Source organism: Mucilaginibacter endophyticus (genome assembly GCF_003351025.1).
Lineage (GTDB): Bacteria > Bacteroidota > Bacteroidia > Sphingobacteriales > Sphingobacteriaceae > Mucilaginibacter > Mucilaginibacter endophyticus.
On the sequence record NZ_QPCG01000005.1, the window covers coordinates 534,227 to 553,505 of the forward strand.

Annotated in this window: 13 protein-coding genes and 1 tRNA gene; 10 read left to right on the forward strand and 4 right to left on the reverse strand. The window is 44.4% G+C overall.

From position 1 onward, the window contains the following. The first annotated feature begins 1 nt into the window (after position 1). From DUL71_RS22435 to DUL71_RS22455, 5 genes are all read left to right on the forward strand, one after another. Positions 2-1,165: a sialidase family protein gene (locus DUL71_RS22435; RefSeq protein ID WP_114940125.1), complete on the forward strand. Its 1,164-nt coding sequence runs from the start codon at positions 2-4 to the stop codon at positions 1,163-1,165. Beyond that, positions 1,155-3,716 (forward strand): family 20 glycosylhydrolase, encoded by a 2,562-nt coding sequence (locus tag DUL71_RS22440; RefSeq protein ID WP_114940126.1) that lies wholly within the window; start codon positions 1,155-1,157, stop codon positions 3,714-3,716. Before DUL71_RS22435 ends, DUL71_RS22440 begins: the two co-directional genes overlap by 11 nt. A 117-nt stretch (positions 3,717-3,833) precedes the next feature. Further along, positions 3,834-5,141, forward strand: a complete 1,308-nt coding sequence (locus tag DUL71_RS22445) for a DUF5690 family protein (RefSeq protein WP_114940127.1) — start codon at positions 3,834-3,836, stop codon at positions 5,139-5,141. After that, positions 5,092-6,183 (forward strand): zinc-binding dehydrogenase, encoded by a 1,092-nt coding sequence (locus DUL71_RS22450; protein ID WP_114940128.1) that lies wholly within the window; start codon positions 5,092-5,094, stop codon positions 6,181-6,183. Before DUL71_RS22445 ends, DUL71_RS22450 begins: the two co-directional genes overlap by 50 nt. Positions 6,184-6,208: 25 nt before the next feature. Further along, a complete protein-coding gene (locus tag DUL71_RS22455; protein ID WP_208645629.1) occupies positions 6,209-6,889 on the forward strand; it encodes an HAD hydrolase-like protein in 681 nt (226 codons plus the stop codon). Positions 6,890-6,965: 76 nt separating this feature from the next. Here the strand turns inward: DUL71_RS22455 and DUL71_RS22460 are convergent, their stop codons facing one another. Continuing rightward, a complete protein-coding gene (locus DUL71_RS22460; protein ID WP_114940129.1) occupies positions 6,966-8,234 on the reverse strand; it encodes an Hsp70 family protein in 1,269 nt (422 codons plus the stop codon). 437 nt (positions 8,235-8,671) lie between these two features. On the opposite strand from DUL71_RS22460, the gene DUL71_RS22465 reads away from it, so the two are divergent. After that, positions 8,672-8,956, forward strand: a complete 285-nt coding sequence (locus tag DUL71_RS22465) for a hypothetical protein (protein WP_114940130.1) — start codon at positions 8,672-8,674, stop codon at positions 8,954-8,956. Between the two features lie 3 nt (positions 8,957-8,959). On the opposite strand, the gene DUL71_RS22470 is transcribed toward DUL71_RS22465, so the two are convergent. Together DUL71_RS22470 and DUL71_RS22475 are read right to left on the reverse strand one after the other, a co-directional pair. After that, the gene (locus tag DUL71_RS22470) at positions 8,960-9,787 is read right to left on the reverse strand and encodes a S1/P1 nuclease (protein WP_114940131.1); all 828 of its coding nucleotides are present in this window, start codon (positions 9,785-9,787) and stop codon (positions 8,960-8,962) included. A gap of 58 nt (positions 9,788-9,845) precedes the next feature. Continuing rightward, complete coding sequence (locus DUL71_RS22475; protein WP_114940132.1) at positions 9,846-10,415, reverse strand: hypothetical protein; 570 nt, start codon at positions 10,413-10,415, stop codon at positions 9,846-9,848. A gap of 183 nt (positions 10,416-10,598) precedes the next feature. Here DUL71_RS22475 and DUL71_RS22480 point away from each other — a divergent pair, with 183 nt between their 5' ends. Then, positions 10,599-11,708 (forward strand): sensor histidine kinase, encoded by a 1,110-nt coding sequence (locus DUL71_RS22480; RefSeq protein WP_114940133.1) that lies wholly within the window; start codon positions 10,599-10,601, stop codon positions 11,706-11,708. A 150-nt stretch (positions 11,709-11,858) separates the two neighbouring features. Here DUL71_RS22480 and DUL71_RS22485 read toward each other — a convergent pair whose 3' ends face one another. After that, positions 11,859-14,144: a glycosyl hydrolase family 95 catalytic domain-containing protein gene (locus DUL71_RS22485; protein WP_114940134.1), complete on the reverse strand. Its 2,286-nt coding sequence runs from the start codon at positions 14,142-14,144 to the stop codon at positions 11,859-11,861. Positions 14,145-14,692: 548 nt separating this feature from the next. Here DUL71_RS22485 and DUL71_RS22490 point away from each other — a divergent pair. The 3 genes from DUL71_RS22490 (at position 14,693) to DUL71_RS22500 (ending at position 19,276) form a co-directional block, all read left to right on the forward strand. Then, positions 14,693-17,824, forward strand: a complete 3,132-nt coding sequence (locus DUL71_RS22490) for a SusC/RagA family TonB-linked outer membrane protein (protein WP_114940135.1) — start codon at positions 14,693-14,695, stop codon at positions 17,822-17,824. A gap of 14 nt (positions 17,825-17,838) precedes the next feature. Continuing rightward, positions 17,839-19,194: a RagB/SusD family nutrient uptake outer membrane protein gene (locus DUL71_RS22495; RefSeq protein ID WP_114940136.1), complete on the forward strand. Its 1,356-nt coding sequence runs from the start codon at positions 17,839-17,841 to the stop codon at positions 19,192-19,194. A gap of 11 nt (positions 19,195-19,205) precedes the next feature. Beyond that, positions 19,206-19,276 (forward strand) — tRNA-Cys (locus DUL71_RS22500). The last annotated feature ends 3 nt before the right edge of the window (positions 19,277-19,279 follow it).

Genomic DNA, 19,279 nt, shown 5'->3' on the forward strand with positions numbered 1-19,279 from the left:
GATGAAAAAATCAATTATATCCATATTCATGAGCCTGCTTGTTAGTGCCGTCTACGCGCAACAGAAGGACGTAACAGTTTTCAGATCAGGAGCCGACGGCTATAAGTCGTTTAGGATTCCGGCTGTTGTTAAAGTGCCAAACGGGGAGCTGCTTGCCTTTGCAGAAGGCAGGGTGAACGGTGGCGGCGATTTTGGTAATATCCAGATCGTATTGAAACGAAGCGCCGATGGTGGCAAAACATGGGGAGCCTTACAGGTAGTAGCCTCAAATGATACGCTGCAAACAGGTAATGCGGCTCCGGTGGTTGACCGTACCGATCCGGCTTATCCTAAAGGTCGGCTGTTCCTGTTTTATAATACAGGCAATGCGCCCGAAAATATGGTTCGTAAAGGTAAGGGACTGCGTGAGGTGTGGTATAAAACATCAACCGATAATGGCTTAAGCTGGTCGACTCCGGTGAATATTACATTACAGGTGCATAAACCCAAGCAGCCACATGTTAACAGTGCTTATAACTTTAACGAAGACTGGCGCAGTTATGCCAATACCCCTGGCCATGCCATACAGCTAACGGCAGGAAAATATAAGGGCAGGATCTACATAGCGTCTAATCATTCGGCAGGTGAGCCGCAAAAGCATTACGCAGATGGCCGGGCTTTTGGTTACTATACAGATGATCATGGCAAAACATTTAAGCTGAGCGATGAAGTGAATTTACCAGGAGCCAATGAAAATATGGCGGTTGAACTTAGCGGTAACAAACTGATGATGAATATCCGTAACCAGTTGGGCAATGTAAAACAACGCATTGTTGCTGTAAGCAGCAACGGTGGCCAAACCTGGGATACCGCTTATTTTGACGCTCAACTGCCCGATCCGGTTTGTCAGGGGAGCATTTTAAATTTAGGTAAAAATAAAGGCAAAGCTATTATAGCAGTTTGTAATGATGCCGATACCTTGCACAGGGATAACCTTACCCTTCGCGTTAGCTTTGATGAGGGCAAAAGCTGGAAGCAGAACTGTGTTATAGCAAAATCGCCGGAAGGTTACAAGGGAGATTACAGCGCCTACTCCGATCTGGTGGCTATTGATCAAAAGCATATAGGTATCCTGTACGAAAAAGATGATTATAAACAGATAGTTTTTACCCGACATGACTGGTAAGCGGCCCTTTGTTACTTTGTGCTGTTTGCTTGTTTTCAGGCTGATGACGGTTGCACAGGTGCAATTGCCTGTATATCCTGATTCGCTATTTTCTACCTATTACCAGCAGCGGGTGACACATTTTAAAACGCTGCCTAAGGCCAATGGCGATATCATTTTTTTAGGAAATAGTATTACCGACGGAGCGGAGTGGAGCGAATTATTTGGTGATAGCCGCATTAAAAACCGCGGGATCAGTGGGGACATCAGTGCCGGTGTAATCGCCAGACTACCTGAAGTGGCTGACCGCAAACCGGCGAAAGTTTTTCTGCTTATCGGCGTTAATGATCTATCGCGGAATACCTCGCCGGATAGCGTAGTTGAAAATATCATGCTGATCGCCAATTATCTGCATGAAAAAACTTCTGCTACAAAGCTTTATGTACAGAGCATTTTACCTGTTAATAAAATTTATAACAAGTTTGGAACACATACGGGTAAGTCTGCACAAATTATCAAAGTAAATCAACAACTTGAAACAGGTGCGAACAGCAATCATTACACCTTTATCAATATTCATGACGCTTTTTGCGGGGCAGACGGACTGCTCAACCCCGAGCTTACTAATGACGGACTTCATTTAAAAGGTGAAGGATACCTACTTTGGAAGCACCTGCTTTATCCTTATGTTTTTGATCTGGAATCAAAGTCGTCATTAGTGCCATTGCCACAATCCCTAAAATGGCAGCCCGGTTTTTTCTCATTTTACAAATGCAGTTCTGTTATTGCCGGTAAAGGTTTGGTAAATGAGGCGCATATTGTAGAGGAATTGTTAAAGGTAAATGGCGCATATTCAATCGACCATGATTCCTCTGCTCATAAACCTTACATCGAACTAAAGCTTACTAAAGTTAAAGTGCCTCAACACGCGGAAGAGGCCTATCGCTTACAGGTTTCGGAAAACCATGTAACGATAACGGCCAACACAGCTCACGGTATTTTTAACGGCATCCAAACCTTACGGCAATTACTGAGAGATAATGTAATGCTGGATGCCTGTGATATAACCGATTGGCCAGCATTTGCATGGCGGGGGTATATGGTGGATGTTGGTCGTAATTATCAATCGGTTGAGCAGTTGGAGCAACAGATTGATATAATGGTTTTGTACAAACTGAATGTGTTTCACTTTCACGTAACGGAAGACATTGCCTGGCGCCTGGCCATAAAACAATATCCGGAGTTGACTAAGCCCGAAAATATGCTCAGGGATAAGGGGCAATTTTATAGTGTTGATGACGTAAAAGAATTACAACGCTTTTGCAAAGACCGCCATATAGAATTTGTGCCTGAAATTGACATGCCAGGGCACAGCGGCGCGTTTAAAAGAGCCTTTCATGTCGACATGCAAAGCGATACCGGCATGCGGATATTGAAGGATATCATCCGGGAGGTATGTGAAACCTATAGGCCGGTTTACCTGCACATTGGAGGAGATGAGGTGAAGATCAGTAATACCGGTTTTTTACCGGAGATCTGCCGCACGGTTAAACAATATGGTGTTAAAGCCATAGGATGGAGCCCGGGCGGTAACGTACCGGCAAATACCATCAGGCAACTGTGGATGAAGGAAGGAATTGTAAACAAAAAGACACAATATATCGATTCCAGGCATATGTACCTCAATCACATGGATCCGCTGGAAAGTGTGACAACGCTTTTTTACCGCATGATTGGTGACGTGCAGACGGGCGATGACAATGTTTTAGGTGGCGAGATCTGCTTGTGGAATGATCGGGCCGTAAACCGGCAGGAAGACCTGCTAACCATGAACCCGGCATATCCGGCTATACTAACCTTTGCCGAAAGGTCATGGCGGGGCGGAGGGCGACCGGGCTGGACAGCAGTTATTCCATCAGCAGATACATCAGCATTTGATAATTTTAAAGCATTTGAAAACCGGCTGCTTGATCAAAAGCAACAACGCTTTAAAACACTGCCTTTTCCGTATCGTAAACAGCAAAATTTAGTGTGGAAATTTTATGGCCCTTATAGCAATGGCGGTAATCTGGAAGCAAGGTTTAAACCAGAATTGGATTTCCTGAGTAAGGAAAGCCCGGCATTTACCGCAGCGGGTGGCACATTAATATTACGGCATTGGTGGTATCCCTTGGTAAGTAGTTTAATTGCCAATCCTAAAGAAAATACAACATGGTATGCCTCAACAAAGATCTGGAGCGATGTTGAGGAGTATAAAAATTGCTGGATAGGTTTTAATAATCTTTCACGCTCATACACAACAGATACTGCCGATCCTGGTACATGGGATGGCAGGGGAAGTGCCGTATGGATAAATGGAACGCTGGTAAAAGCAGCCGATTTGAAATTTGCAGGCAGGAAAGGAAATCTCGAATCACCATTGATAGATGAAGGTTATGAATATCGCGATCCGGTAAAAATTAACCTAAAAAAAGGATGGAATACCGTGCTGATAAAACTGCCGGTTGCAGGTTTTGCTGCGAAGAATAGTAATAACCCGGTGAAATGGATGTTTACATTTTTGCCATTTTAGTATCGCCGGATAAAGTTATTTGAGAATGAATTAATAACATAAATTTAATATTTACAATTCATTGGCTTGTTAAACTTTGTTTAGTTTTGCTAAACATTGACACCTTAAGCCAATTAAATGTTTTTCCAGAATAGCTCCGAAAGGTTAAAAAGGGTATTTGCCAATCCTGTATGGTCATTGATCGCGGCATTTGGCACTTACTTTTGTATGTATGGCTACCGGAAACCCTATACAGCGGCGGCGTTTACTGATGCCGGTTTATGGGGCCTGAGTTACAAGTTTGGGATGATCATTGCCCAAACCATAGGCTATGTACTGGCAAAATGGGTGGGTATTAAATTTGTTTCGGAGATAAGGCCCGCACGGCGTATCCGGGCTATCATCATGCTGATAGGTTTTGCCGAGTTGATGCTGTTGCTTTTCGCATTAGTTCCCCGCCCCTGGAATTTAGCGTTCATGTTATTGAACGGTTTACCCTTGGGCGTGATATTTGGTTTGGTGCTCAGTTTTTTAGAGGGACGCAAGCAAACCGAGTTTTTAATTGCCGGGCTTTGCGCAAGTTTTATCCTGTCGGATGGGGTATCTAAATCAGTAGGTGCTTTTCTTTTAACCATTGGTGTTAACGAAAATTGGATGCCCTTCATCGCTGGTTTGGTGTTTCTGTTACCGGCGTTATTGTTTATTACTATGCTGGCTTGTGTGCCGAAGCCTACAGTTACCGACGTAAGCTCGCGTTCGGCAAGGGAGCCGATGACGGGGGCCGACAGGTGGCGCTTTTTCAATAAATATGCGCCGGGCTTGCTGGCTATTATAGCTGTTTACCTGTTTGTTACTTTGTTGCGCAGTGTACGGGCCGATTTCGCTGTCGAATTATGGGCCGGCCTTGGTTATAAGCAAACACCTCAACTGTTCACTACTTCCGAATTGATAGTTTCATTTTGTGTTATCGTAGTTACGGGCCTCGCCGTACTCATCAAAAATCACTACCAGGCATTCAGCCTTTCCATGCTTACCAGTTTTACAGGTTTTCTGATTTTGATGCTTGCCCTGGCCGGTTTATATGGCGGTATGGGGAAATTTACGTTTATGGTATTGGTTGGCCTGGGTGTTTATCTGCCTTATGTAGCTGTACACGCTGTTATTTTTGAGCGGCTCATCGCAATTACCCGTGAGTGTGCAACGGTTAGTTTCCTGATGTACGTGGTTGACTCGGTTGGGTACACGGGCTATATCGGGCTCATGCTTTTACGATACTTTACACATACCACCGATTCCGTATTATCACTCTTTTTGCAAATGTGCACCTTCCTTGGTATAGCCGGGATGCTGCTGATGGTATTCGGTCATTTATATTTTAAATCAAAATTAAAACCCCATGTTCAAAGAAACACCAAACTTCCCGCCGGGCAAAGCTATAGTGTTTGAAGGGCCTGGAAAGCCTTTTCGCACGATTGAGGGAAATATCTTCCTTGACAAGGAATCGATACTGGTCAGGAACCGCTATACCACGCTTTGTGGCAGTGATATTCACACTTTTTGCGGGCATCGTAAAGAACCTGACGAGGTAGTTTTAGGCCATGAGATTGCGGGCGATATACTGTGGTTACCACAAGAAGAAACAGTAAAGGATATGAGGGGCGAAACTGTTGCCATAGGCGACAGGGTTACCTGGTCTATTTTCGCGGTGCCGCCGGGTATTGAAGCGCCAAGGCTTGACCTGCCTCAAAAAAGCGAACAGTTATTTAAGTACGGACATGCACAGGCCTCAACCCACGACCTGTTTAATGGCGGCCTGGCCGATTATTGTGTATTGCGACCAAATACAGCCTTTTTAAAAATCTCTCCGGAAATTCCGTTAAAGGTTGCAGCTACCATCAGTTGTGCGCATGCTACGGTAGCCGGCGCGTTAAGGGTTGCCGGTGATATAGCCGGTAAAAGCGTGCTTGTTTTTGGCGCGGGGCTACTGGGGATATCCTGCGTATCCATGTGCCGGGAAGCAGGAGCTAAATGGGTAGGTCTTATTGATAATGATGAGGTACGCCTTGGCTGGGGGCCGAAATTTGGTGCCGACGAAATATTTACCTTTGCAAAAAACAATGATGACGGGCGTTTTGCATGGCCTGATGCCGACCTGGTATTCGATATGACCGGCCATCCGGAAGCGATGAAAGCAGGTGTCGAATCGCTTGCGCTTGGTGGCAGTGCCATTTGGATAGGGGCCGTATTTCCGGCTGCTCCCGTACCTGTCGATGCGCAGCTGATTGTACGTCGCGTGCTCGGAATAAAAGGGCTGCATAATTATAACTATGACGATTTTTTAAATGCAGCCATCTTTATTGAAAACAACTATCGCAAATACCCTTTTGAACAACTGGTAGAAAAAGAATTTACGCTCAACGAAGTAGACAATGCTTTCCGTTATGCTACCGAAAGCAAACCGGTGCGTGTGGGCGTCGCTATTAATTAAACATGAATTTTAAAAAAATATTAAAATGAAGCATAACCTAAAAATGGTCGTTTTTGATATGGCCGGTACAACAGTTAATGAAGATAACCTGGTATACAAAACTCTTCAGAAAGCCATTAACGAGGCAGGATTTGATTTTAACCTTGACCAGGTACTAACCGAAGGTGCCGGTAAAGAAAAAAAGCAGGCTATCAGATCGGTTTTGGCTGTTTACGCTAACAATACCGATGAAGAACTGATTGGACAGATTTTTGAGAATTTTATGGAGCAGCTTACAACAGCCTACGCTACTGCCGATATCCTGCCGCAAAATAATGCTTTAGCCCTTTTTTCGGCATTGAAACAGCGTGATATTTATGCCGTGTTGGACACAGGTTATGACAGGGCAACCGCGCAGTCAATCATCAATAAATTAGGATGGAAAGAAGGCGTTGACTTTGATGCCCTTGTTACAGCATCGGATGTGAGCAAAAACAGGCCTAACCCGGATATGATCCTTTTTGCCATGGATAAATTCGGTATTACCAATGGAAGCGAAGTAGCTAAAGTAGGCGACTCGATCATCGATATTGAAGAAGGCCAAAATGCAGGTTGCAGCCTAAATATCGGTATAACTACGGGAGCCCATACTGCAGAACAATTGCTTTCGGCTAATCCTGACGCTGTTATCAATGATTTGATAGACTTGCTGCCACTTATTGACTAAACGGGAAAGGACTATTAAAAGCAATCGCCGGAGTATTGCTCCGGCGATTGCTTTATTTTGATGCATTTATTGCAGATTATTCAGCGAAAAGGTACCCGCTATAAGCCAAACCTTTGGCAACACTCTTGAAATTATCTCCCGAATTTAGCCGGATATGAGGGAAACGGTTTTTGAATAGCTTTTGGATGCTGCCTACCATAGAGGTACCGCCGGTTAAAAACAGGCTGTCGATATTAGCCGGATCGATGTTGTTTTTTGACAGGAACTCATCGAGATAGTTGGCAATGCGGTTTACATCTTTGGCGATGATCTGCTCGTAGTCGGCTAATGAGATCTCTTCATCAATACGGATATCCATTTTACGGTAGCTAAACTTAGCCGCGTTGGCGGTTGTAAGCCTGATCTTTGTTTCTTCTATAGATTGAAATACCGAATAGCCCAGGTTATTCTCAATGAGGGTGATGAGGTTTTTAAATTGCGGATCATTGCCCGAAAAATAATAGTAATCTTCTATGTCTTTCTGGATGCGCAGGCTATTAAAAAAGTTCATTTGTTCCCACGAACAGATATTGGCAAACAGCGATTTGGGTACAGTTAATACCTTACCCGGGGTGGCTTCATACTGCGTGTTTTTACCAAAGTACGGAGTGCCTTTGTCCCACATAAATGCCGAGTCAAAGCTATCCCCGCCAATATAAATACCACCATTGGCCAGGATATCGTTCTGCCGGTCTTTACTGCCGGTTTTTTCGGGATCAAGAACTAAATAGGTAAAATCCGTAGTACCACCGCCAAGGTCGGCTACCAATACATGTTCCTTTTTTAAGAGGCTTTTTTCATAAGCAAAAGCAGCCCCGATTGGTTCAAACTGAAAGCGGATCTCTTCAAAACCAGCCAGCCCTACGGCTTTAGTAAGCCGGGTTTGTGCCAGGCTGTCTTTTTTAGTATCGTCGTCATCAAAAAAAACGGGGCGGCCGATGATGGCTTTTTTGCAATCCTGTCCCGTTAGTTCATCTGCGCGGCTTTTCAGTTCTTTTAAAATGATCGCTACGAGTTCAGATGCGTTATATTTCTTGCCCTGGATGCGGGTTTCTATAAAACTGCTTCTGGACAGGATCTGTTTTACAGATTTGATAAAGCGCCCCTTCATGTTATCATTAAGGTAGGCTGTTATCGCTTCTTCGCCCACAACATAATTAGGGGTATTGCCCGGGCCCGACTGCGGGTAGAAATAAATGAGCGACGGGATAATGATGGTATTGCTTATTTCTTTCGTTTCTTCGTCGTAAATAGCAAGGGCCGAGTTGGTTGTCCCAAAATCGATGCCGTATAAAAACTTCTTCATAACAGGAGGGATAAAACGATAAAAATTTGCGGACGGCGAAGGTATAAAAAAAGTGTAGCGGTAACAAACTAATATCAGCCGATATACCGTCGTTTTTTTGCGGAGATGGTACTCGGAATACGGATAAAAAAAAACTCTTAAACAAAGGTCCAATTTGAGAAGCCGTCAAATCTGATCTATTTTATTTGTTAGATTTCTTCATTGCCGTTGACTTTAGTCAACGGAATAATGAATGAAAGCAAGGGGCTTTAGCCCAAATACCATGCGCATAATTGGGCTAAAGCCCGGAATAGTACTTTTCTCTTACCGTTGACTAAAGTCAACGGCAATGAATAGCCGCATTTGATATATTATTTCTTTGACGTGATCAAACCATAATTTAAGCGGCCTGTTGGAAGCAATAACAAGAGGCCGTTCATTAATTGATCAAAACACTTATGAAACCATTTGAAATCAGGGTTGGCCAAAGTCAGCAATTATTAAGGTTTGAACCGCAGGCACAACCCAATACCTTTAAGATCTATGCTGTTGACAAAGCAGAAGATTGGCTGGATCGTGAACAAGCGAGATCTGTTGATCTGCCACCGGATGGCTCCCTCGGAACCATCACTGTACACACTGCCCACCACTTTGATTTTGATGGAGCGGGTGCTTTTACCGGTCAGGATTTATCAGCTATGGCTGCCCAGATCGTACTGCATCCGCAGTTTAAAACTGAATAAACCTTAATGTAGTTCCATTACAGCAGGCGGCGGGATGATCTTATAAGGGCCACCGCTAAAGGCTTCATTCAGGATGCCAGCTAAGCGGATGCCTGCTTTTTCGAGCCTACTTTCAACAAGCGGCATGTGCGAGCGATAATAAGCTTCATTAAAGTCTGGTGTTTTTTGGGCATCGCGGTAAAGCTGGCTGCTGGCCTGGTAACTTTCATACATCCAGGTGAGGATATCATCCTGTTGCCAGGCGCTGATCTGGCTGTCAGTAGCATGATCTACTTTTTTGGCCAGTTCAACATCGTTTAGGCCGGTGTGTTCAATAAGTCCGCTATCCCACAGGCCATGCAAATTGCCTGGTTTGCCAAGAAACGATACCATGATGGTATTGCCGCCCTGGTCTTCGGCCCGACTCACGTGCATGGGCTGGTGCAGATCGCCTACCAAATGAACGATCATTTTAAGGGCCATTACTTTTTCCTCATGACTTTTACCCGGTTCTATGAGGTCAAGACTGAATTTGCTCAGTGCCGAATACACATTGCTTTGGGTTTGCTCTACGACGGTAGTGTTAAACTTATCACGGTTAAGGCCGAGGGGCAGATTGATATAATGAAACGGCGTGGTATATTTATAAGCATCCTGCATTCTTAATTCGTCAGCATAAACGCTGATCTCTGCCAGAGATGTATCGCCAATCAGCTCGCGGATACCGGCTTTAGCTTTTTCAGAAAGATGTTTCTCGGCAATGCGGCCTACAGCAAAATGCCCTGTCTTGCCCCATGAAGCAAAAAATAGGATAACAATAATAGCGAGTGGTAAAGAGATGAGCTTTTTCATGGTTCGAAATTAATAGGCCGGTGTTAAGTATTTGTTAAAAGTGTTTTTACCATCCTGGTCATGATTCAACTTCCAATATGAGGTATATGTTATCATTATCGCCTTTGTAAACCTCAACAGAACCGAGGTCGAGATCGGTAAGATCATGACAGCAGATACCGTATTTACCATCGGTTTTGTTCCGGTTGATCAGGCCGTTTCGCTGGTCGGGAGGGATCACTTTTGTTTGCGCAGTTTTTGTTTCCTCTTCGTAGATCTCGTGATATTTTTTACTGATAACCAGGATCAGGTCTTTCCTTGTAAAGTTTTCGGTTTGGGAGCTGATCTCCAAAACGGCCTGCCTGGTTAAGGGGTAATCTATAATCAGGGTAACTTTTTTATAGGGGAGTACCACCTCTTCTGCACCAATCAGGCTGTCTATCTGTTTTTCGGGATGGTCCAGGCTAATCCATGGCATCAGCCCGTCTTCAAAAATCGCGGCGTCTTCTTTCGATACCTTTAATTGATATTTAACGGTCTGAATCTGCGTGCCTAAAGTATCACTAATACCTGCGGCATTTGCAGCTCTGCCCATTTTACAGCTAATTACAGTAAACAATAGCAGTGCAGCAAGATATCTCAATTTCATTATCATGATTTTAATGCTGAATTTAAACAAAAAATAAAGATCAGGAAAATGGCATTTTATAGCGGAATTGGGAAGTTATGCCAGTTAAATGATTATATTTTAAAACTATTTGTTGTAATTATCAGTATTTTATCCAATAATCATATTAATGGTTATTTTGCAATACTTATAAACTGATTGGATATGGATCACTATGATGATGCCGGAATGCAGCCTTTACGGGCTTTTCCACAGGATAAACCGGACTACCTGCCCCGTGAAGGGAGTTGGGAACATGATGCGGTAAACCATAGTGACAGCTGGTCCGACACCATATTCGACATACTTGACATTTCAAATGAGTCCCGGCCGGATAAATCTTATCTTTTAAGTTTTTTCCGGGAACCATTTCTTGGGGCTTTGGAAGCTGCAATAGCTGAGGCATCTCAGTCAGGCACACCCTGGGACCTTGAACTTGAACTGGTAACCGCTAAAGGGAAGGTAATATGGGTTCGTTCATCAGGAAGCGCGCTTATCGAGAACGATACCGTTGTTAAGATAAAAGGAAGCCTGGTAGAAATTGATAAATATCGGGCCGAAGAGGCTTCGCATCATTTATTAAAACAGCGGCATCAGCAGTTGAGCGGTTTTGCACATATCCTAACCCATAATTTGCGAACGCACGCGTATAATATTATGATGCTTACGGGGTTGGCAGATCGTAGTAAACTGGATGCTTACCATGCAGACCTGTTAGACAAAGTTACTACAGTATCGGATAACCTGATAGCAACCATCGAACAGATATCAGGCATCATTAAGGTCAACGAAAATGTGATTGAATCGGAACTACTCCGCTTTGAAGAAATTACAGAGAATGTGCTGTCTGTAATGAGAGCCGAGCTGAACCTGCATGAAGCTGATATTGAAACCGATTTTATTGTACCGGCCGTGTTTTTTCCGCGCCTGTATCTCGACAGCATATTAATGAACCTGATCAGTAATTCGATTAAATACAGAAAGGATCACGAGAAGCCTGAAGTGTTGATCAGTACTTACCTGGATGAAGAAAAAAACTGTGTGATCCTGGAATATCAGGACAACGGTATTGGCATAGATCTTAAGCGCTATGGCAGCAAAATATTTGGTTTATATAAAACATTTACGCACCGGCCCGGAGCGCATGGTGTTGGTTTATTTCTTGTTAAAACGCAAATCGAATCGCAGGGTGGGTATATCGTGGTAGAAAGTAAGCTGGATGTGGGTACCATTTTCCGGGTGTTTTTTAAACCTGGTACCCAACGGATTGATTAAATGCTGTGAGTAAAGTAGGAGTCTAAATCGGCCTTTATAGCTCACCCGTTTTACTTTTAAATGTTGCGCAAACGTTTGATATTGAAATAATAAAGCTACCAATAATTAACAGGAGGATAATAAAACCGGGAAACATAAGGTTATTTCCTTTTACTCGAAACCATTTTTTATAGTAATAACAGCACCAGGTTTAAAACTGAGATTTAAAAAGCCTGGTTCCGACTGGTCTGCTTCCACATTTTCCCGGGAGTTAGTAAACCACGTTTTAAACGGCAGTTTTAATTTGGTTTTGCCTCCTTTTTCCGAGGCGATAGTTATTTCTGAAATCTGCCCTTCAGTTTTCTTTACACTTACCAGGAAAGCTCCTTCAGTACGCAGGTTTTCAAATGCCACGTCTTTCCATGCTGTAGGTACAGCAGGCAATACCTCAATAAATCCGGCATAACTTTGAATAAGCATTTCCTGTAACCCGGATGCAAATGCAAAATTACCTTCAAGTGTAAAAGGGCGGTATTGATATCGGGAATATCCTGATTTGGTTTGGTCGCCGTTAAGGTGGAAACTGTTGACAGAACAAAACGCCTTAGCAAAAATATTAAGGTCCTTTACCGCGCCTTCACCATCTTTGGCCCGTGCTTTCATATTTGCAAGCCAGGAGTAAGAGTAACCGCACCAGTAGGCAGGCCCTATACTATCAAGCAGATGGAGGGAGTTATTGATTATTGATTGCGCTTTCGGCCCATCTTCCCACTTGATGAGGCCTAAGGGATGAATACTCATCATGTTAGAAAAGTGACGATGGGATTGATTGTAGGGCATCCCTGGGGCAAACATCAGTTCATTTGCATTAGTTAGGGCAAAGTCTCCATACTCCGAACCAATTTTTTCCCAGTGCGAAGCTTCAGCTTTAAGACCTAATTCAACAGCCATTTCAGTTGCTGCCTTGAAAATGAATTTCATAAGCGACAGATCATAATTGGTGTTTTGATGAAACCAGGCTGTAATGTCATTGTCATTAATTTCGGGGCTGGAACTGATGGGTAACTTACGATGGCCGGTGCTATCCAACACCGTTATGTTTTCAATAAACTTAGCCACATCCTTAACCCAGGGATAGGCCCTGTGCTGTAAAAAATCTCTGTCCATACTGTACCGCCATTGCAGGTAATAATGCTGTGCCAGCCATGAGGATACTGTGGGAGAGAGCGAATACTGGATCCAGCCTCCCATTTCGGTACCATCAAGTGTGGTAACGCCGGGTACGGCAAGGCCGCCCTTGCCGAAGTACATTTTTGTATACCGTTTGTAGTTGGCCTTGTTTTGATCAAGATGATCAAGGTATGCCATGCTCTCATCCAGATGGTTGGCGCTGTAGCCCGGCCAGTAGCTCAACTGAGTGTTGAGGTCATGATGAAAATCACCTTTCCATGGTGGTAAGCGCCCGTTATCGGCAGTCCACACCGCCTGGAGCGAGATAGGGGGCGCACCGGCTCTAGAAGCAGCGCCAAATTTATATTGTTCAAGATACCATTGTTTTTCGAGCAGGGTATCCGGAATATGAATTGCCGATTTATCCCAGAATTTTTTCCACCAGGTGCTGTGCGAAACATAATCATTATCATACCCCCTTGTTAAAGCTTTCCCGTTGGTAACAGTAGCGGTAACATTTTTTCTTTGATTTGGATATTGCGAGGAAATGCTCCATATCCCTTCAATAGTATGAAGGCCTTTTTTGTGCCAGCTTACATTAATTTGGTAAGTGAAGCCATTCCATCCTTTTTGGATGTAGGTAATGTTATTCCCGTGTTTTGTGATGCTTCCCTGCGGATAGCCAAGCCTTGAAAGGTCATCGCCTCCAACCGGATCGCCGGAAACTTTTACTTCTCCCTGGTACCTGGGGGCAATTATTTGAGGCACAATATCGGTATCGATATTTTCAAACCGGAACCAACCCACTGGCGAAGTTGCATGAACATATGTTTTAAGAACAGTATGGTTAGCCCACTCCACACGGCAAAGCGCATCTGCCAGATGTAAATTAACAGATATCACCTTGCCCCAGCTACCTGTGTTAAACTCCAAAGCACCCGCCGGGATTTTTGAGGGAGCTGGTTCATTATCATAGGGTTCATCAAAATACTTTTGCACCGGGGCATAGTCTTTTTTATTCACCTGGTCAACAACCCATTGATAGTTAAACTCCGGCCGGTGTAAATCCTTCATCGGGCGCATGTCCCATATGTCGGCCCTGTCGAGCGAAAAACGTAAATGATCCGACTTTTGCCATATCAGCGCGCCAAGCATGCCGTTACCAAGCGGAATAGCCTCATCCCAACGGTTGGCAAGCGTATCAAAGTGCATATCATACTTTGTTGGTTGGGCAAATATGCCTGTGGCGAGCAAAATATAATAAACAAGGAATGCGTACTTCTTCATATCGAGTTCAATATATCAGAAAAGGTCTCCTCTAAAATAATGCATTAGTAAGCCAAACGTGCACAGGCAGCAACGCAAACGTTTGTTATTGGCTATAAATGTAACAATTGTAACAAATTAAATATATAGTCTATAGATTTGGTAGTTTATTTTTTAATTTCTATGTTTGTCGCCGTACTAATCAAAAAACAAGAGTGATGAACACTTTTTTTACCACCACCAAAGTACTTCCTGAACACGCACAATTAATGCACGCTTCTCCAAAAGCATGTATGTGCAGTTGTTGTAAATAACGCTATCTGTTCGTGAAATTAATTATAGCAGGTTAACAAACCGGCCCTGCATCGCTATGAAAAAAAATGATTTGAATTTGTAAGGTACTTTAATACAGCATATGAACTAAAACTATACACCCTATTAAAAAATAACCGGCAAGGAAGCCTTGCCGGTGTAGCAATGACAAACCGGCTACGTAACGCCAATCACTCCGCCGGTTTGCATCTGAGCTAAACTAAACGCATTGAACATTTATTTTAACCTCGTTAAATATGGAAATATTTATCCGTAAAAACACAACTGTACTTTTCAAATATATTTTCCTGCTCCTGTTCTTTTCTCCATTTGCGGCAGTGGCCCAGCAGGAGCCGCCTGCAACCGTTAATTCCATTTTAAAAGGACGTGTGTTTGATGCTGCCACCCGGGATGTTCTTCCGGGGGCGGTAGTGTCAATTAAAGGCACAACACATGCCGTTTCAACCAGTGCCGAAGGCCGTTTTGATTTTGTAACCGGTCAGAAATTTCCTTATACATTAATCGTTCGTTTTATTGGTTACGATCAGCAGGAAATTGTTGTAAACGGCAGCCCTGTTGAAATTTACCTGAAGCCGATTCCGCAGCAGCTTAATGATGTGGTGGTAGTTGGTTACGGTACCAAAACCCGTAAGGATCTTATCAGCTCGGTATCAACCATAAAGGCCGATGAAGTAAAGAAAACTCCCGTTGCCAGCTTTGACGCGCAGTTGCAAGGTAAAGCATCCGGCGTACAGATCAATTCAAATACAGGTGTACCTGGCGATGGAATATTTATCCGTGTGCGTGGTACTACGTCAATCAACGCCAGTAACGATCCGCTGTATATAGTTGACGGTGTGTTTTTAAATAACACCAGCTTGCAAACGGTAAACACAGGTGGCAGGGCAACATCGCCAATTGCTGACATCAACCCGGATGACATCGAGAATATAGAGGTTTTAAAAGATGCCAGTGCTACAGCTATTTATGGCTCCCGCGGTGCTAATGGTGTTGTTATTGTTACTACCAAACGAGGTAATTATAATAGCAGGCCTAAAATTAACTTCAACGTTTCGCAGGGTTTAGCCTGGCAGCCTAAAGACAGGCTTTGGAAATTGACTACCGGTCCGCAGCATGCCGAAATTGTAAATGAGTTTTACCGTAATTCTGAGGCTGACGCTATTGCGGCGGGTAACGCGGCGGGTATTAAAACTTATCAATATCAACCCTTCCGTGCTACTGATGATAACCCGACAGCTTCACCGGCACCGAGGGGCTTACCATCGCAGCAAAATACCTACGACCGTTTGAGCGAGTTATTCCGCACAGGTAACCTGGCTAACTATGATCTATCGTTAGAAGGTGGCTCAAAGGATACCAAATATTATATAGGCGCAGGTTATACCAAACAACAGGCAGATATTAAGCCAATTGATTTTAGTCGGCTTGGTTTTAAAGTAAACCTCGATCAGCGTATCAGCGATAGGGTGCAGGTAGGTACAAGTAACAGCGTTTCACGCTCGTACCGTAACCAGGCCCGCTCAGGCGATGGTCCGGCGGGAGGTTTGTTCCAATCTGCTTTGCATACACCAACCTATCTGCCCGAAACCAATCCTGACGGTACACCTGCCCGCTACGCCGGCTTTGATAACCTGCAGGTGCTGATTGATAACTACAACGTACATACCACGAGCTTGCGCTACATCGGCAATGTTTATGCTGATATTGAGATTTTGAAAGGACTGAAATTCCGCTCAAGCTGGAGTGTTGATTATAACAACTACAATGAATCTGAATACTGGAACGATAAAACGCAGTTAGGTGCATCGCCAACCAATGGTCTGGCTACATCGGCCATAACCCAAAGCACTGCCTGGATCAACGAACAAACCTTAAACTATCACCACCTGTTTGGCGAAAAACATACTTTGGATGTAGTTGCCGGTAATACGCTGCAAAGCAATATTATTCAGCTAACATCGGCACAGGGTACAGGTTTCCCTAACAACGCTTACACTGATATTTCATCAGCTTCAACCCGTACGGCCAACCAAACCTGGACAAAGGCTAACTTATCTTCATACTTCTCACGCATTTCATACAACTATGCCAGCAAGTATTATCTGGAGGTAAGTGCCCGTGCCGATGGTTCATCAAAATTCGGTGTCAATAATAAATGGGGATATTTCCCATCGGTAGGTGCCTCATGGCGTGCTAAGGAAGAAAGCTTTTTGAAAGATGTAAACTCAATCAGTGATCTTAAATTGCGTGCAAGCTATGGTGTTACCGGTAACCAGGCTGGTATCAACAACTTCGCAGCGCAGGGTTTATGGAGCGGCGGTGCAGGGTATCCAGATAATACCACCGGTGGCGATAAAGCCGGTACCGCGCCGCAACAATTAGCTAACCCAAACCTGAAATGGGAGCGCACCGCGCAGGCCAACGTAGGCTTCGACCTCGGTTTGCTGAACAACCACCTAAACCTGTCTGTCGATCTATATTCTAAACAAACCAGCGATGTATTGCTGCAATTACCCGTTCCGGAGATTACCGGCTACAGCACTTATTACAGCAATGTAGGTAAAATAAGTAACAAGGGTTACGAGGTAAGCATCAGCTCAAACAATATCAAAACAAAAGATTTTAGCTGGAGCAGCAGTTTCAATATCTCAGGTAACGTCAATAAAATTAAATCGCTACCGGTACCAATTAACCAGTACAGCCGCGACTGGATCAGGATGCAGCAGGGCTACTCTATGTTCTCGTTCTGGATGTATAAACAGTTAGGTGTCGATCCGCAAACCGGTAACGCCATATTTGAAGATGTTAATAAAGACGGTGTAATCAACACTGCCGACCGGCAGATAGTTGGCAATGCCCTGCCTAAATACTTTGGCGGCTTAAGCAACACCATTACTTACAAAGGTTTTGACGCCAGCTTCCTGTTCAGCTTTGAAGAAGGTAACAAAGTGCTTAACCTGAACCGCTTTTTTGGCGAAGGTGGCGGTACCCGCGATGCTAACCGTGTAATATTCGCCAGCCAATTGAACAGGTGGCAAAAGCCGGGCGATATTACTGATGTACCGCGCTTAACTGCCTATGGCAACAACTATACGCTTGAACAAAACAGCCGCTTCCTGGAAGACGGTTCCTTCATTCGCCTTAAATCATTGAGCCTGGGTTATACACTGCCAAAAGCACTTACTCAAAAAATTGACATCCAATCGCTGCGCATTTACGTGGTGGGTAGTAACCTGTTGCTGTTCACGAAATACACCGGCCCCGATCCGGAGGCTAACGTAGGCGGCGGACAGGATGTACAGGGTATTGACCTGGGTACACCACCACAGCCACGCTCAGTTCAGTTAGGTGTAAATATTACTTTATAAGGAGGGCAACGATCATGAAATTACTTAAAACTTTAAAATATACAATCCCGGTTCTGTCGCTTGTGACGCTGGCTTCCTGCAAAAAATTCCTGGAGGTGCAGCCGAAAGATTCGGTATCTGATTCACAAACCATTGTCGATCGTGCATCTGCCGAAACCGCGGTGCGTGGTATTTACAGGGCATTATCTGCCGATAATTACTATGGTGTAAACTTTGTTTCGGTAGGTTATTTATCAGGCGATAACATCCAGTGGACAGGTTCACAATCCATCGTACAACAGTTTATTGATCATAATGTAAAGGCTGATAACGCCACGGTATCGGGTATTTGGCTGGCCATTTACACAACCATAAACCGCGCAAACTATGTAATTGCCAAATTGCCCGGCGTTACTGATGCTACCCTGACGACAGCCGAAAGAAACCAACTGTTAGGTGAAGCCTACTTTATCAGGGCCTTATGCTACTTTGACCTTGCCCGCACCTGGGGTGGCGTACAGATTGTAACCACACCAACAATATCGGCTACAGATAAAAATGGCATCAAACGCAGCACGATTGAGCAAACCTACGCACAGGTACTTAGCGACCTTAATGCAGCCGAGCCGCTATTACCGCTACCAACCGCGCAAAACCCGGTAAGGGCCAATAAAGAAACAGTTTATGCTTTAAAGGCAAGGTATTACCTCTACCAAAAAGACTGGACTAATGCTGAAAACTACGCAACCCTGGTATTGGGTGATACGCAGAATTATTCGCTGTTAAAACCTTACAGCGCATGGTTTGCCAACAATGTGGTAGGTACTAAGGAGTCGGTTTTTGAATTGGCTTACAGTGCCACTTATACCAATGGTCACCGTGGGCAATGGCAGCCACCGGCTAACAGTGGTACCCGCCAATGGGCACCTAACGCCGCGTTTTTAGCATTGGTAAACGACGCTACCATAGGAGGTAACCGGAGTGCTTTGGTGGCTAAAACATCTGCCGGCTTATGGTATGGCAACCTTTATTACCGCAGCCCGGCAACAGATCCGGCTTATATCATCAGGATCGCCGAAGAATACCTGATTCGCTCAGAGGCCCGTGCACAGCTTAACAAACTTGCCGATGCCAAGGTTGATCTGAACGCTGTACGTGACCGCGCAGGCTTAACAGCGACAACCGCGGTTTCGCAAGCCGATATTTTACTGGCCATTGAAAACGAGCGCCGTATAGAGTTTGCATTGGAAGGCCATCGCTGGTTTGATTTGGTGCGCACCGGCAGGGCGGCAGCCGTATTGGGCGTAACAGACGCCACGAAAAATATTTTGCCTATCCCGGTAGATCAGCTGAATGTTGACCCTGCGTTAACGCAGAACCCGGGGTATTAACAAGGACATAAAGCCGGGTGACTGAGTGGCTAAGTAGAGGTCTGCAAAACCTTGTACGGCAGTTCGAACCTGCCCCCGGCGTCTT

What these genes read in the sequence shown, in the direction of transcription:
- DUL71_RS22480 (WP_114940133.1), top strand. Translation starts at nt 10,599, where the DNA reads ATGGATCACTATGATGATGCCGGAATGCAGCCTTTACGGGCTTTTCCA.
- DUL71_RS22490 (WP_114940135.1), top strand. Translation starts at nt 14,693, where the DNA reads ATGGAAATATTTATCCGTAAAAACACAACTGTACTTTTCAAATATATT.
- DUL71_RS22475 (WP_114940132.1), bottom strand. Translation starts at nt 10,415, where the DNA reads ATGAAATTGAGATATCTTGCTGCACTGCTATTGTTTACTGTAATTAGC.
- DUL71_RS22460 (WP_114940129.1), bottom strand. Translation starts at nt 8,234, where the DNA reads ATGAAGAAGTTTTTATACGGCATCGATTTTGGGACAACCAACTCGGCC.
- DUL71_RS22435 (WP_114940125.1), top strand. Translation starts at nt 2, where the DNA reads ATGAAAAAATCAATTATATCCATATTCATGAGCCTGCTTGTTAGTGCC.
- DUL71_RS22495 (WP_114940136.1), top strand. Translation starts at nt 17,839, where the DNA reads ATGAAATTACTTAAAACTTTAAAATATACAATCCCGGTTCTGTCGCTT.
- DUL71_RS22485 (WP_114940134.1), bottom strand. Translation starts at nt 14,144, where the DNA reads ATGAAGAAGTACGCATTCCTTGTTTATTATATTTTGCTCGCCACAGGC.
- DUL71_RS22450 (WP_114940128.1), top strand. Translation starts at nt 5,092, where the DNA reads ATGTTCAAAGAAACACCAAACTTCCCGCCGGGCAAAGCTATAGTGTTT.
- DUL71_RS22440 (WP_114940126.1), top strand. Translation starts at nt 1,155, where the DNA reads ATGACTGGTAAGCGGCCCTTTGTTACTTTGTGCTGTTTGCTTGTTTTC.
- DUL71_RS22455 (WP_208645629.1), top strand. Translation starts at nt 6,209, where the DNA reads ATGAAGCATAACCTAAAAATGGTCGTTTTTGATATGGCCGGTACAACA.
- DUL71_RS22445 (WP_114940127.1), top strand. Translation starts at nt 3,834, where the DNA reads ATGTTTTTCCAGAATAGCTCCGAAAGGTTAAAAAGGGTATTTGCCAAT.
- DUL71_RS22465 (WP_114940130.1), top strand. Translation starts at nt 8,672, where the DNA reads ATGAAACCATTTGAAATCAGGGTTGGCCAAAGTCAGCAATTATTAAGG.
- DUL71_RS22470 (WP_114940131.1), bottom strand. Translation starts at nt 9,787, where the DNA reads ATGAAAAAGCTCATCTCTTTACCACTCGCTATTATTGTTATCCTATTT.